At 72.3% G+C, this 14,047-nt stretch carries 13 protein-coding genes and 2 pseudogenes; 8 read left to right on the top strand and 7 right to left on the bottom strand.

The genetic code is table 11. From position 1 onward, the window contains the following. Positions 1-66: 66 nt before the first annotated feature. Genes AB0F82_RS33355 through AB0F82_RS33345 form a run of 3 tightly spaced genes read left to right on the top strand, consistent with a single transcriptional unit; the run spans position 67 to position 2,530 of the window. A complete protein-coding gene (locus AB0F82_RS33355; protein ID WP_362634394.1) occupies positions 67-876 on the top strand; it encodes an alpha/beta fold hydrolase in 810 nt (269 codons plus the stop codon). After that, positions 876-2,174 carry a PP2C family protein-serine/threonine phosphatase gene (locus tag AB0F82_RS33350; RefSeq protein WP_362634392.1) on the top strand — a complete coding sequence of 433 codons (1,299 nt, stop codon included), beginning with the start codon at positions 876-878 and terminating at the stop codon, positions 2,172-2,174. The genes AB0F82_RS33355 and AB0F82_RS33350 overlap by 1 nt, the downstream gene beginning before the upstream one ends. Beyond that, positions 2,171-2,530 (top strand): STAS domain-containing protein, encoded by a 360-nt coding sequence (locus tag AB0F82_RS33345; protein ID WP_362634389.1) that lies wholly within the window; start codon positions 2,171-2,173, stop codon positions 2,528-2,530. Before AB0F82_RS33350 ends, AB0F82_RS33345 begins: the two co-directional genes overlap by 4 nt. Before the next feature lie 183 nt (positions 2,531-2,713). Here AB0F82_RS33345 and AB0F82_RS33340 read toward each other — a convergent pair whose 3' ends face one another. Further along, complete coding sequence (locus tag AB0F82_RS33340) at positions 2,714-3,595, bottom strand: helix-turn-helix transcriptional regulator (protein ID WP_362634386.1); 882 nt, start codon at positions 3,593-3,595, stop codon at positions 2,714-2,716. Between AB0F82_RS33340 and AB0F82_RS33335 the strand changes: the two genes are divergently transcribed. Continuing rightward, positions 3,594-4,067, top strand: coding sequence for a DUF2000 domain-containing protein (locus tag AB0F82_RS33335; RefSeq protein WP_362634384.1), 474 nt, complete (start codon positions 3,594-3,596; stop codon positions 4,065-4,067). The two genes, AB0F82_RS33340 and AB0F82_RS33335, sit on opposite strands and share 2 nt — an antisense overlap. A 224-nt stretch (positions 4,068-4,291) precedes the next feature. Here the strand turns inward: AB0F82_RS33335 and AB0F82_RS33330 are convergent. Beyond that, positions 4,292-4,525: pseudogene (locus AB0F82_RS33330) on the bottom strand (hypothetical protein); the annotation flags it as partial. On the opposite strand from AB0F82_RS33330, the pseudogene AB0F82_RS33325 reads away from it, so the two are divergent. Further along, positions 4,485-5,269: pseudogene (locus AB0F82_RS33325) on the top strand (RNA polymerase sigma factor); the annotation flags it as partial. The pseudogenes AB0F82_RS33330 and AB0F82_RS33325 overlap by 41 nt on opposite strands. 15 nt (positions 5,270-5,284) lie before the next feature. On the opposite strand, the gene AB0F82_RS33320 reads toward AB0F82_RS33325, so the two are convergent. Continuing rightward, a complete protein-coding gene (locus AB0F82_RS33320; RefSeq protein WP_362634381.1) occupies positions 5,285-5,842 on the bottom strand; it encodes a pyridoxamine 5'-phosphate oxidase family protein in 558 nt (185 codons plus the stop codon). Positions 5,843-6,525: 683 nt separating this feature from the next. Further along, positions 6,526-7,890: an acyl-CoA synthetase gene (locus AB0F82_RS33315; protein WP_362634378.1), complete on the bottom strand. Its 1,365-nt coding sequence runs from the start codon at positions 7,888-7,890 to the stop codon at positions 6,526-6,528. Positions 7,891-8,091: 201 nt separating this feature from the next. On the opposite strand from AB0F82_RS33315, the gene AB0F82_RS33310 reads away from it, so the two are divergent. After that, positions 8,092-8,565: an anthrone oxygenase family protein gene (locus AB0F82_RS33310; RefSeq protein WP_362634375.1), complete on the top strand. Its 474-nt coding sequence runs from the start codon at positions 8,092-8,094 to the stop codon at positions 8,563-8,565. A 45-nt stretch (positions 8,566-8,610) separates the two neighbouring features. Here AB0F82_RS33310 and AB0F82_RS33305 read toward each other — a convergent pair whose 3' ends face one another. Then, positions 8,611-9,195, bottom strand: coding sequence for an anthrone oxygenase family protein (locus tag AB0F82_RS33305; RefSeq protein WP_362634372.1), 585 nt, complete (start codon positions 9,193-9,195; stop codon positions 8,611-8,613). A 592-nt stretch (positions 9,196-9,787) separates the two neighbouring features. Here AB0F82_RS33305 and AB0F82_RS33300 point away from each other — a divergent pair. Beyond that, positions 9,788-11,230, top strand: coding sequence for an MFS transporter (locus tag AB0F82_RS33300; RefSeq protein ID WP_362634370.1), 1,443 nt, complete (start codon positions 9,788-9,790; stop codon positions 11,228-11,230). A gap of 79 nt (positions 11,231-11,309) precedes the next feature. Here AB0F82_RS33300 and AB0F82_RS33295 read toward each other — a convergent pair whose 3' ends face one another. Further along, positions 11,310-12,578, bottom strand: a complete 1,269-nt coding sequence (locus AB0F82_RS33295; protein WP_362634367.1) for a sensor histidine kinase — start codon at positions 12,576-12,578, stop codon at positions 11,310-11,312. Positions 12,579-13,037: 459 nt separating this feature from the next. Next, positions 13,038-13,193, bottom strand: a complete 156-nt coding sequence (locus AB0F82_RS33290; RefSeq protein ID WP_199819228.1) for a DUF6131 family protein — start codon at positions 13,191-13,193, stop codon at positions 13,038-13,040. 528 nt (positions 13,194-13,721) lie between these two features. On the opposite strand from AB0F82_RS33290, the gene AB0F82_RS33285 reads away from it, so the two are divergent. After that, a complete protein-coding gene (locus AB0F82_RS33285; RefSeq protein WP_362634362.1) occupies positions 13,722-13,901 on the top strand; it encodes a CsbD family protein in 180 nt (59 codons plus the stop codon). Positions 13,902-14,047: the final 146 nt, after the last annotated feature.

Raw genomic sequence — 14,047 nt, 5'->3', positions numbered from 1 at the left:
CGCGCTCGTCGTGTCGGGCACGTGATCGCCGCCGGCGCCGGCGAAGGGTCTGCGAGGATGAGCCGTATGAACGTGCGGAGCAGGAACCATGTCAAGGTGACCGGGCGGACCGGTGCACCGGCGGTGGTGCTGGCCCACGGATTCGGGTGTGACCAGAACATGTGGCGTCTGGTGGTTCCCGAGCTGGAGCGGGACTTCACCGTCGTCCTCTTCGATCATGTGGGCGCGGGAAATTCCGAGCTGTCCGCATGGAGCCGGGACCGCTATGCCTCGCTGGACGGCTATGTCGACGACGTGCTGGAGCTGTGCGCCGAGCTGGACCTCGGCCCGATCACGTTCGTGGGGCATTCGGTGAGCGCGATGATGGGCGTGCTGGCCGCGGCCCGCCGGCCGGAGGCGTTCGCCGGCCTGGTGCTCCTCGCCCCCTCGCCCTGCTTCGTCGACGACCCGGCCACCGGTTACCGGGGCGGGTTCAGCGCGGAGGACATCGACGAACTGCTGGAGTCCCTGGACGCGAACTACCTGGGCTGGTCCGGCACCATGGGCCCGGTGATCGTGGGCAACCCCGACCGGCCGGAACTGGGCGAAGAGCTGACCAACAGCTTCTGCCGCACCGACCCGGAGATCGCCCGGGTCTTCGCCCGGGTCACGTTCCTGTCCGACAACCGCGCCGACCTCGCGTCGGTGACGGTACCGACCCTGGTCGCCCAGTGCTCCAACGACGCGATCGCTCCGCCGGAGGTGGGCGCGTTCATCCACGCGCAGATCCCGGGCAGCCGGCTGGTCACGCTGAACGCGACGGGGCACTGCCCCCAGCTTGCCGCCCCGGAGGAGACCGCCGCGGCGATCGCCGCGTTCGCGGGGGCCTCCAGGTGATGTGCGAGACCGACGACGAGGCCGCAGACGAGGAAGGCCGTGCCCCGGGGCGAGGCCGAGGCCGATCCGAGGATCACGAAGAGCACGAAGAGAACGAGGAGGCCCGGTTCTCCGAGCTGCTGGAGGACAGCGCCGAAGACCTGTACGAGCACGCGCCCTGCGGCTACCTGTCCACCCTCCTGGACGGTCGGATCGCCAAGATCAACACCACTCTGCTGGACTGGCTGGGCTACGAGCGCGACGCCTTGGTCGGCCGTAAACGCTTCGCCGACCTGCTGACCGTCGGCGGCCGCCTCTACCACGAGACCCACTTCGCACCCCTCCTGCGCATGCAGGGCGAGATCAACGGCATCGCGCTGGAACTCAAGTCCGCCGACGGCACGCGCCTGCCCGTCATGGTCACCTCGACGGTCAAGACCGGCGGCGACGGACAGGCGCTGCTGATCCGCACCACCATCTTCGACGCCCGCGACCGCCGCGCCTACGAGAACGAACTCCTGCGTGCCCGCCAGGAAGCCGACCAGGAACGCGACCGCCTCAAGGTCCTGAACACCACCCTCCAGAAAACCCTGCTGCCCCCCATGCTGGCGAACGTCCCCGGCCTGGACGTCGCCGCGCACTACCACATCGCCTCCGCCGACGAGGTCGGCGGCGACTTCTACGACCTCTTCCCCCTGGCCGCCGGCACCTGGGGCATGTTCTTGGGCGACGTCTGCGGCAAGGGGGCGGCCGCCGCGGCCGTCACCTCAGTGGCGCGCTACACCCTGCGCGCCGCAGCGGTCTACAGCCCCGACCCCGCTGCGGTCCTCGCCAACCTCAACACGGTCCTCAACCACGAGTACAACGGCACCGACCCCCGCTTCTGCACCGTCATCTTCGGCCTGCTCACCCCCGACCCCGACCGGGGCGGCTTCCACATCACCCTGGCCAGCGGCGGTCACCCGCCGGCCATGCTGATGCGCCAGGACGGCACCGCCGACTATCTGCCCACCCCCGGCGGCCAGCTCGTCGGCATCCTGCCCAACGCCAACATCGCCACCACCACCGTCCACCTCGCACCCGGCGACACCCTGCTCCTGCACACCGACGGCCTCACCGAAGCCCACACCGCCGCCGGCCCCGACGGCCGCTACAGCGACGAAGCCCTCCTGGACTTCGGCCGCGCCCTGGCCCCCACCACCGCCACGGACGCCATCACGGCGATCCGCGAACTCCTCGACACCTTCGGCAGCGTGGACGACGACACCGCCGTCCTGGCCGTCCACGTTCCCCGAACCACCAGTGAAGAGCAGCAGTGAGCAGACACCTGACCCTCCTCACCCGCACCACCACCGCCGGCGCGGTCATCGAACTGGCCGGGGAACTGGACCACCACACCGCACCCGAGGCTCGCGACGCCCTCCCCGGCATCACCCTGGCCGCCGGCCAGCAGCTCACCATCGACCTCGCGGGTCTCACGTTCTGCGACTCCAGCGGCATCACCATGCTGCTCGCCGCCCGCAACCACGCCCTCGTCGCCGGCGCGACCATCGCGCTCGCCGCGGTCCCCGAACGCGTCAGCCGGATCTTCCGCATCGTCGGCCTGGAGCAGGTCTTCCCCACCCATCCCAGCGCCCGAGCTGCCGAAGACTCCTGGCATCCCGCCTCCGACTGACCGAAGCCGCCCGCCGATCCGAGGACCACTGCGGCGGCTCAGCACACCTGAACGCCCTACAGGGTGCCGTGGAGATCGAGAGGGTCACGCCTCTGTTGGCCGGCCCGGAGCTGAGCCACCACCACCTGCGGTCGGCCGCACCCGATCGCCGGCGGCAGCCCCCGCGCGCCCTGCCCGAAGGCCTCAGCAGCAGGAGCGCGCGGAACGTGCGTAGCTCCCGGGGGTGGTGCCCACGGCCCTCTTGAAGTGCCGGGTGAAGTGGGACTGGTCGTGGAATCCGGCCTCGACCGCCACCTCGGCGGCCGGGCGGCCATCGAGGAGCAGCCGACGGGCCAGAGCGATCCGGCGCGAGATGAGGTACTGGTGCGGGGCGATGCTGAAGGCGGCGCTGAACGAGCGGACCAGATGGGCGGGGTGCGCCTGGACCAGTTCGGCCGCTTCCGGCAGGGAGAGGCCCGCCACCACCCGCTCGTCGAGGAGTTCGCGCAGGCTGCGCGCGATGCCGTCGCGGGTTCCGGCGCCGAGCGGCGCAGTGTGCCCGCCGAGGAGTTCGAGGCGTGGCCGGAGCAGCACGCGCAGCCGTTCGCGGATCAGAGCCAGCCGGCTCTCCGCCTCGAACTCGTCGCCGGGGAAGGCCAGGGCCTGATGGAGCTGCCCGACGCGTCGACGCAGGACCGGGTCGGCGAGGTCCGGACCATCCACGGCGGCGCCGATGAAGCGGTCGTCCAGCACCGTCATGTCGAGGTAGACGACACGCTTGCGAAACCCGTGCGATGTGGCGGCGGAGCCGTTGTGCGCGACGTGGGGCGGGAGCAGGCTCACGGTCCCGCCCGGTGTGCCGCGCCGGTGGCGGTCCAGGTCGTAGCGGACGGCGCCGTCATCGACGATCAGCAGCGTCCACTCGTCGTGGACGTGCATGGGGTACGCGTGCGCGGTGAAGCGGGCGTGGAAGACCTCGACGACACCCGCGACCCGCGGACGCCAGGCCGAGACCTCCTGCTGGAGCTGATGCACGCAAAGAACGTACAAGACCGGGCGAGGCCGAGCCCGGCAGTCTCGGACCATGAGCGATGAGACGAAGAACGAGAACGACGAGCAGGCGCGAGCAGACGGCGCTGACGCGCCCGTGCGCTTCGACACCAAGATCGCGGTGCTGCTCCGCGACGACCTGGAGACGTGGCAGCGGCTGAATGTCACCGCCTTCCTCGTCAGCGGGCTCGGAACGGCCCTCCCCGAGTTGGTCGGCGAGTCGTACCAGGACGCCGATGGCACCCCCTATCTGCCGATGTTTCGCCAGCCTGTTCTGGTCTTCGAGGGCGGGAAGGAAACGGTGACGGCAGCGCACGAGCGGGCAGTTCGGCGCGGGCTGCCGACCGCGGTGTTCACCTCGGACCTGTTCGGCACGGGTAACGACCGCGCGAACCGGGCGGCGGTGGCGGCGGTGGGCAAGGACCAGTTGAACCTTGTCGGAATCGCCGTCCACGGGCCGCGCAACTCCGTGGACAAGGTCGTCAAGGGCGCCCGCATGCACGGGTGAGCGGTCCCTGCCCCGGCCGTCGGGGCGGAGCTGACCGAGTTGCTGCGGAACCGGTCGGGCGACGCGTCGGAGGCCTACTTGGATTCGACTCGCCCCCCCCGGGTCGGGGCCCGTCGTCAGTGCCTCGCACTCGGTCCGCCACGCGGAGTCGCCGAGGTGGAGCCGGGTGCGGAGGTAGGCCGTCGTGAGCCGGGCGAGGGCGGCCACTCGGGCCGGGTTCTCGGGTGGGCGGCCCAGAAGTGGGAGAGCGGGGCGTACCCGTTGAGCGAGGAGAGGTGGTTCGAGGGGCCGTGACCGTGGGAGAGGAGGATGACCGGGAGGCCGGTTCCGGTCGCGGGTACGGAGACGCGTACCTGGAGGTCCACGGGGCGTCCGGGGACGGAGAGGACCACGGGGCTGTACGATATGACCGGGGCCCGCCAGATCGCCCAGGCGTACCTGGTGCCCGAGGCGACCATGGCGCAGCGGATCAGCCGCGCCAAGCGCACCGTCTCCGGTGTGCGGTTCGAACAACCCGGCGACGTCGCCACCGTGCTGCGCGTCCTCTACCTGGTTTTCAACGAGGGCTACTCCGGCGACGTCGACCTCGCGGCCGAGGCCATCGGCTCGCCAGGCAGCTCGCAGCCCGGTTCGATCATCCTGAGGTGGCGGGACTGCTCGCCCTCATGATGCTCCACCACGCCAGGCGGGCCGCGCGGACGGCGCCCGACGGCAGCCTGGTGCCGCTCGCCGAGCAGGACCGCGGCCGGTGGGACACAGGGATGATCGCCGAGGGTGTCGCGCTCCTGCAGGCGGCCCTCGTCCGGGACCGGCTGGGTGAGTTCCAGGCCCAGGCCGCCATCGCGGCGCTCCACGCGGACGCGCCCACCGCTGAGGAGACCGACTGGCCGCAGATCGTCGAGTGGTACGACGAGCTCGCGCGCCTCACCGACAGCCCCGTCGTACGGCTCAACCGCGCGGTGGCCGTCGGCGAGGCCGACGGGCCGCGGGCCGGTCTGGCGGCGCTCGCGGCGCTGGCCGGTTCGCTGCCCCGCCGTGCCGCGGTTGCGGCGTACCTCCACGAGCGCGACGGGGACCTGGCGACGGCGGCGCGGCTGTACGCGGAGGCGGCCCGGAAGGCTCCGAGCCTCGCCGAACGCGACCACCTGACGCGCCGGGCCGCCCGGATCAACACCCGGCTGGGCGCGCTCCGTTCCGGTTGAGGGGCTGCTTCGCGCTCAGAAGGTCCAGCGCGTGTGGCTGTAGACGCCGGCGTCGCGCCCGAAGCCGTACGCTGTCGTCGGGGCCACCGCGAACACCACCGCGGTGCCCTGCCGGAACGCGTCGTCGATCCCGTGGAAGGTGCCCTCGGGCGAGGTGATGTGGGGCCCGTACTTCGCCTCGTACGCCGTGATCACCTCCTCCACCACGGCCGGATCGGAAACCTGTTCCGCCCTGCCCTCGACCACGATGTCGAGTCCCTCGGTGAGCGAGTTCCCTCCGGTGGTCAGCGCGCAGTGGCCGTCGTGGGCCAGGTTCTTCGCCTTCTGCTCCCCCGGTCCGGTGGAGAAGTACATGACCCCGTCGTGCCAGGCGGCGATCACGGGGGTGACGTGCAGGCGCCCTTCGGGCCGGACCGTGGACAACCAGAAGATCTCGGCAGCGCCCAGCTGCCGTTGCGCCTCGGTCCAGTCGGTGGCGGTGACTTCGGCGGCACCCGGGCGGGGGTTGAGTGCGGAGCTGTAGCGGGCGTCGAGTTCGGTGGTGGGGTGTTTCGCGGATCCCTGGGCCGGCATCGTGGATCTTCTTCCTCTCCCCCGTTCACTGTCGGCACGCCGCCGAGGGGGAACGAGCCCGTGCATCCTCCCCCGCAGGCGTGCCCGTCGGCGCCGTACGCGGCCGTCGACCGGGCCGGGGTCACCCGGCCGGTCGCGTGCCGGTGGCCCCGTCCGGGTCCGGTTCCGGGTCGTCGCCGTGGTGGTGCGGCGGGCCACACGGTCGGTGGGGACTCGCGCCTCGGACCCACGGGACCTGCTCCGGGCCTCGACCGCCATCGGTGCCACCGGCGCGGCCGCGGGGGGTGGCCGGGCCAGGCGCGGGACCGGCCGCCCACCGGCGGAGGGCGGCCCTGCCGGCACCGGCAGCCGCTGAGGGTGCGGTCCGGTACGCCACCGCCTCCCGCCCCGGTTTCGTGCGGGCGTCGTACGCAACGCGGGTCGGCGTCGAACACGGCTGGGCGCCGCAGGAGGGCGACCTCGTCGTCGTACCGGGCGGCGGCTACGCCCGCCCTGAGGACACCGCGTGGGGGCGGAGATCCCGCGCGGCACCCTGCCGCGCGCTGGGGGCGGCGCCCCGCCCGGGCCTCACCGTCGCCGCCCTGTGCACGGGCGTGATGCTGCTGTCGGCCGCGGGACCGGCCCGGGGCCGGCCGTGCACCACCCATCACAGGGCGCGTCGTGCGCCCGCCGGGGACAGGGTGTCAGGTGTGGTCGGGGGTGGCGCCGTCCAGGAGGAGGCGCTTCTGGGGCTTGCCCATCGCGTTGCGCGGGATCGCCTCGACGAAGCGGACCTCGCGGGGGCGCTTGTGGACCGACAGGTGGGACGCGACGAAGTCGGTGAGCTCGCCTCCGGTGACTCCCCCGGCGACGACGAACGCGACGATCCGCTGGCCGAGGTCCGCATCGGGGACACCGACCACGGCGGCCTCGCGCACCCGGGGGTGGTCCAGCAGCGCGTTCTCGATCTCGCCCGCCCCGATCCGGTACCCGCCCGACTTGATCATGTCGGTGGACGCGCGGCCCACGATCCGGTGCACGCCGTCCTTCTCGTCGACGGCCGCGATGTCACCCGTACGGAACCAGCCGTCCTCGGTGAACGCGGCGGCCGTCGCCTCCGGCCGGCCCAGGTAACCGGAGAACAGGGTGGGTCCGGTCAGCTGGAGTTCGCCGATCTCCGCGCCGTCCTCGGCCGCGATACGGGTGGCGATGCCCGGCAGCGGGGTGCCGACCGTGCCCGGGTGCAGGTCGCCGCCCGCCCGGCCGCTCACGGTGATCAGTGTCTCCGTCATCCCGTACCGCTCCACGATCCGGTGTCCGCTCGCACGCTCGATGTCCCGGAAGACCGGAGCCGGAAGCGCCGCACTGCCCGACACCAGGAGCCGGGCCCCCGCCAGGGCGGACGCGGCGTGCGGCTCGCGGGCGATCCGCGACCACACGGTCGGCACGCCGAAGTACAGGCTGCCGCCCGCGGCCGCGTACGCCTCGGGCGTCGGCCGGCCGGTGTGCACGAGGCGGCTGCCGGTACGCAGCGCTCCGAGGACGCCGAGGACGAGTCCGTGGACGTGGAACAGGGGCAGTCCGTGGACCAGGGTGTCCTCGGCGCTCCACTGCCAGGCCTCGGCGAGCGCGTCCAGGTCGGCGGTGATCGCGGCACTGCTGAGGACCACGCCCTTGGGGGCGCCCGTGGTGCCGGAGGTGTAGAGGATCAGCGCGGGATCCTCGGGCGTGCGTACGACGGCGGGAGCGGGGGTCCTGTCCGAGCGGCGCGCGAAGTCGACGTCGAGGGGGCGGGCCCCGGAGTCGCGCAGGATGTGCCCGCGCTCGGCCGGACCCGCATCCGGCGGCAGCGGAACGCACGGCACGCCGGCGAGCAGAGCCCCGACCACGGCGGCCACCGTCTCCAAAGAAGCCGTCGCGGTCACCGCGAAGGCCGGGATGCCCGATGCGGCGAGATCGGCGGCCACCTGGCGGGCCGCCCCCAGGAGTTCATCGTAGGAGGCGGTACGGCCGGCGACGGTGACGGCGTCCGCGCGGTCCCCGTGGACACCGGTAAGGGCGGTCAGCATGGCGGGCGGCTCCGTTCGACGGGTGGTGGGAGGCGGTGGTGCGAGGCGGTGGTGTGAGGTGCTGTCGGGTGACGTGCGGGTTCGGCCAGCCTACGCGGCCCGAACCGGGGCGCCGCACCCTATGATCGGCGGAACTTGACCGTTCGAAGACCAGTTCTGGACCTGATTCTCGATCCGGGGGGACACGTGGAAACGGCACGGTTGGCGACGTTGATCGCCGCGACGATCACCATCGGCTGGATGAGCGGCCTCTTCTACGGATTCTCCGTGTCCGTGATGCCCGGACTCCGGGTCGCCGCCGACCGCACCGCCATCGAGACCATGCAGCGGATCAACGTGGCCATCCTCAACGGCTGGTTCCTGCTGGGCTACATCGGCGCGCTCGTCTTCAGTGCGGCCGCGGTCGTCCTCCACGCCGCCGGCAGCGGCGGCCGGGAGGCACTGGTGCCGCTGATCGGCGCGCTCGTCGCCTACCTCGCGGCGATGGGCGTGACGGCCCGGATCAACATCCCGCTCAACAACGCCCTGGAACAGGCCGGCCCCGTCGAACGCATCGCCGACCCGGCGGCGGTCCGCCGGGCCTTCGAAGCACCGTGGGTACGCGCCAACGTGTGGCGGGCCGTGCTGTGCACGATCTCCCTCGGCCTCCTCGCCTGGGCGCTGGTCCTGCGCTGACCGGGGAGGGCCCGGGCCGACGGGCCCGTCGGGTACGGCCGGTGGTCAGCGGGTGGTGCGGCCGTGGAGGAGCAGGGCGCGGGCGAGGCCGGCCAGGGCCGTCGTGCACAGCAGCGTGCGGATGACGTTCGTGGTGACCCAGGTCGACTTGAACCGCTCGACGACCTCGAAGTCCTGCATCCGGGCGACGTCGCCCGCGTCCGCCAGCTCGTTGTTGAGGGGGATGTTCACGGTGAAGGTGATCAGCAGGACGACGAGGTAGGCCACGGCGGCCGCTCCCACCCACAGGGCGACCGCCCGTCGCCCTCCGCGGAACTCCAGGACGGCCGACAGTACGGCCGCCACCAGCGCCAGCAGGAACACCGTCCCGAAGAGCGGGTTTCCGTCGATGGCCTTGTTGAAGGCTCGCATCGCCGTGACGTACGTCTGCCCGTCCCCCGCCGCGAGCCCCGGCATCACCGAGACGTCGAACGCGAAGAACAGCCCGGCCATCAGGCCCACCAGGACCGTGGAGACGATCAGCACGGCGCCGGCCAGGCGCGTGCCCGACGCGGACGGTGCGGGCGGGGCGGGCGGGCCGGGCTGTGCGGGCTGTGCGGGCGGCACGAACGGCGACGGACCGGCAGACATGCGATGTACGTCCTCTCCCCAACGGGGGTGCGTTCCGGATACGAAGGCCCGATGTTCACATCAACTGCGCTCAATTGCAGGGGAGTCAAGCCGACGTTCGAGCGAATCTCTAGTCCTGAAGCAAATCTTCAGCCTTGGTCCGCGAAGCAGTCGCGGAGTCGCCCGGTGGGCTTCGACGTGCTCCGGCACAGCCAGGGCGGACATCGCCGCCTCCTGACTGCGACGGAGTGCCGCGGCGTCCCGGCGCAACACGCGCTGACGCCCGCGCACCCGCAGGCGGACCGCCATGGGCCACAGCGCCGGGAGCAGGTGCTGGGCCGCCCTGGTGCCTGGGGAGAGGAGAGGCAGTCGGTGACCGCGGCGCCGAGACGACGCCGCCGGCCGTCGTGTACGCCAACATCGTTTCGCGCCGAAACGGTCCGAGCGCGGGCGGCCCGGCGGGGCCGCGGAATACCGCGATCAGCCCTCCGCGGCGGATCCGCACTGCGGACCTGCGAGGGGCGCTCCACAATGGGGTGAGGGGGTGCGTGCGGGCGCCGGCCGTGCCGCCGCGTCCGAGTCCGCCTCCGCGTCGGCCGAGAGGAACGCCCTCATGCGCGCTGAGTCTTCGCCGGCGGCGCGGCGGAAGGGGGCCTTCGTCGCGGTCGCCCTCGCCCTGTTCTGCATCCAGCTCGACTTCTTCGCGCTCAACCTCGCGATCCCCGGCATCTCGGCGGAGCTCGGTGTCACGGTCTCGGCCGCCCAGTGGACCCTGTCCGCGTACATGCTCGCCATCGGCTGCTTCTTCATCGTCGGCGGCCGCGTGGGCGATGTCTTCGGCCGTCGGGGCACCCTGCTGGCGGGAACGGCCCTGTTCGCGGCCGGTTCCGTGGGCTGCGCGCTGGCTCCCGGCCTCGGACCGCTGGTGGCGGCCCGGGTCGCGCAGGGGGTCGGCGCGGCGTTCGTCTTCCCGGTGTCCGTGTCCGTGATCACCAACACGTTCCCCGAGCAGACCCGCACCCGGGCCCTGGTCGCGGTGTTCGGCGTCGCCAACATCGGTACCGCGCTCGGACCCTTCGTGGGCGGAGGGTTCACCGAGGGGCCCGGCTGGCGGTGGATCTTCTGGCTTATGGTGCCGCTGACCCTGCTCTCGCTGCTGATCGCCCTGGTGTACGTACCGGACTCGCGCGACACGTCGGCGCCGCGCGAGCTCGACCTGCTCGGCTGCGCACTGATCGTGTGCTCGCTGGCGGCCCTGACGCTGTCCGTGGAGCGCGGGGACGCCTGGGGCTGGGACAGTGCCCGTACCCTCGGCTGCTTCGCCCTGTCCGTGGCGGCCGGCGGGTCGTTCCTCGTACGGGAGCGGAGTGCCCGGCACCCGCTGGTCGATCTGCGGCTGTTCCGCAACGTCCCGTACGTGCTGGTGACCGGGATGGGCTCGCTCACGAACATGGGCTACGGAGTCACCGTCTTCCTCGCCACGCTCTACCTCCAGGACGTGCGCGGCCTCTCGCCGCTCCTGGCGGGCACGGTGTTCCTGGCCCCGGCCCTGCTGGTGGCGCTCAGCGGGCCGCTGGGGGCTCGGCTGGCCCGGCACATGCGGGCGACCGCGGTGATGGCGCTGGCCGGGGCGGTCGCGGGTACGGGAATGTTCGCGCTGGCCGGGGTCGGCGCCTGGTGGCTGTACGTGCCGGTGTTCGCGTGGTGCGGCCTGGGGCTGGGACTGGGCTGGACCTTCTCCAGTGTGGCGACGCAACAGGTCGTCGCGCCGGCCAGGGCGGGCGAGGCGTCCGGCGTCCTGCTGACGTTCCTGGTCACACTGGGTGCGATCGCCCTGGCGGGGACGGCGGCGGCGATCTCGGCCATGACCCCGCAGCGGCCGCCGGAAGAGGCCTACGACGCGATCCTGCGCCTCGGCGGAGTGGTCATCGCCGCGGCGGCGATGGCCGTCATGGCGGTACGCCACCGGCTCGTGACGCTGGGCCGGGTCCCGCCGCTGTCGATGCGGGCGGACGACATCGCGGGGCTGAGCCGAGAAAAGGGCCGTCGGCCGTGAGGGGTCGGGCACCGCCGACCAGGCGGGACTTTGACGACGCTCCCTAGGAGCGTGCCGGTCCGGTCGGTAGGCAGCGCGCTCATACCGGGCGCGGGGCCCCGGTGGTGGGGGCCGGAAGCACGAGCCGCACCTCGAACCCGCCGAGGGCGCGGGGGCCGGCGGTGACCGAACCGCCGTAGACCTTCGCCCGCTCCCGCATCCCGATCAGGCCGTGACCAGGTGCGATCACGGTGTTCGACCGGAACGCACCGCTGCCCTCGCCGCTGCTTCCACCGCTTCCCTCGTCCGCGACGGTCACGACGACCGCGCGGCTCTCGTAGCGGAGGGTGACGGCCGCGCTGGTCTGCCCGGCATGCTTGAGCACGTTGGTCAGCGCCTCCTGGATCACCCGGTAGACGCACAGGGCCATGCCCTGCGGGAGCCGCGCGGGGGTGCCGACGACCTCCATGGTGACGGGGATCCCCGCACCCCGTACCCGGTCGAGGAGACGGTCCAGCAGTTCCAGCCCGGGGGCGGGGGCGTAGGCGTTTTCCGGATCCGCGCGTCCGTCAGGTCGGCCTTCCCGGCCGACGCGCAGCAGGTCGAGCATGCGGCGCATCTCCTCCAGCGCTTCCCGGCTGGTGTCGGCGATGGTGTCGAGGGCCTGCCGGCTGGCCGCCGGGTCGGTGGGGAACACGTACGACGCCATGCCCGCCTGGAGCGAGATCACGGACATGTGGTGGGCGACCACGTCGTGCAGCTCGCGCGCTATGCGCACCCGCTCTTCGGTGAGGGCCCGGCGGGCGTTCTCCTCCTGTTCCTTGCGCAGTTGGAAGGTCAGCTCGGCGAACTGCCGGTTGCGTTCGGCGAGTCTGCCGGAGCCGCGGCCGACGACGAACACCACTGCCGGGAACAGGACGGCCTGGGCGAGGACGGTGGGCATGGAGCCGTTCTCCGCGTTGCCCAGGCCGGCGTACACCCAGGTGCCGGCAACGACAGCCGCGCACCCGACGGACGTGCGCAGGCTGCGGGTCGCCGCCACGGTGTACAGACCCAGGAGCGGTGGCATCGAATTGACGACCGGCCAGTACCCGCAGGTGATGAACACGATCCACAGCGCGTCGCTGGTGGCGAACACCGCGACGGGCGCGATCCGGCGGGCCAGCAGGGCAAGGCCCACGAGAACGGTCAGGACGGCGCCCAGTTCGTCCAAGGGCTGCCATCCGACCGGCGGCCTTTCCCGGCCCAGCAGCAGTCCCGCGCCGGCGTAGCCCAGCGCGAGCCCCGAGTCGACGGCCAGCGACCGGTACCGGAACCAGGAGCGGTGACTTCCGGCGAGCGCTTCGCGCAGCCCGAATCCAGCGTGCATCGGCGCAGCCTACGGGCTGCGGCCCGGCCGGGCCATGGGCTTCCCGGACCACTCGCCTCCGTAGTCGCCCACGCCCGCCCGGTCGGCGATGACGGGGTTCGGTGCCCGAATTCGGGCGCTGCAGCGCGTTGTCGGGCAGAGCGCGGGCAGGTGAGGTACATGAAGACCACACAGAAGCAGCGGACACGCTTACAGCAGATCGGCGCCCACGGGGAACGGAGGGCTCTGCGATGACGATGGAGAGCGCAAGCGCGAGTGTCGTGGACGCCCCCGTCTGGGTCCACCTGGCGGTGATGGCGGCGGCGATCCTGATCCTGTTCTACAACCTGGCCAGGGACGGCCATTGAAACCCCAGGCGGCCGGCGTGGCGAGGCGGCGGCCGACGTGGCGGCGGCCGACGTACCGAGGGCCTGCCCGGTCGTGATCGACCGGACAGGCCCGATTCGGCCACGTCTTCGTCTACCAGTAGTGGCGTCGGCCGCCGACGGCGTGTCCGACCGATCCCATGATCCACAGCGCCGCACCCACCACGAGCAGGATGACCCCGAGGGTCCACAGGAGGGAGACCCCGGTAAGAAGTCCGATCAGCAGGAGGATCAACCCGACGGCAATCATGAGTACCTCATTCTCGCGTTGGCATGGTCGGCGGAAACTGTTGGATCCGCCGTGGCGCTTCAGACGCCGTCTGCCCCCGAATGCGGTCCTTATCTGTGCCTCCGCGCGATCCGGCGCGATGGGTTGGAACGCGTACGGCCGGGCAGACGCAGAAGCGCGCGTACGGCGCACCACCATCCTCGCGAGTCGAAACCCGAGGTGAGCCGCATGGACCGGGACACATCCGAACCAAAGCCCGACAGCTCCAAGCCGAAGCCGAGGCCGCCGCACCCCACCCCCCGGGACCTCGCGCAGGCACAGCGCGGGCCCCGACCGGGTGAACCCCGCCCCGCTGCCGTCGAGCCGTCTCCTGCCGAGCGTCCGCCGGTGGCCGAGCCGCCTGACTAGATCGTCTCCGGCCCGGCCGATCCCGGGGCGCGGCCCGGGGCGCGCTCCGGACGGTCCACTGCGCGTTGCGGGTCACTCCCGGCGGACGCATGGTGGGCAGAGCATTCCCCCTCACTCGAGTCACTCAAGGAGTATCTCGTCATGAGCAAGGCAAAGGGCAAGGCCAAGCAGGTCAAGGGCAAGCTCAAGGAGACCGCCGGCGACGCCGTGGACGACAAGCGCATGCAGGCGGAGGCCGGCGCCGAGCAGATGGCCGGCAAGGCGGAGGACATGACCTCGGAGGCTGCGAACAGGACCAAGAAGGGCATGCGCAAGTCCTGACCGGCGTGCCTCCCCGCGCTGGACGGAAGGAGGGGCCGGACCCGTCGTGCCGACGGGTCGGGCCGTGGCGCCCCCCCCTTCGGGCCACAGGGTGGGGGTGGGGGCGCCCGGGGGGGCCCCCCCCCCCGGCCCCCCGCCGCGGGGCC

The organism is Streptomyces virginiae, from assembly GCF_040638905.1.
GTDB lineage: Bacteria > Actinomycetota > Actinomycetes > Streptomycetales > Streptomycetaceae > Streptomyces > Streptomyces virginiae_B.
Note: the sequence above shows the minus strand (reverse complement) of the source record. Positions and strands in the feature narration are given on the sequence as shown.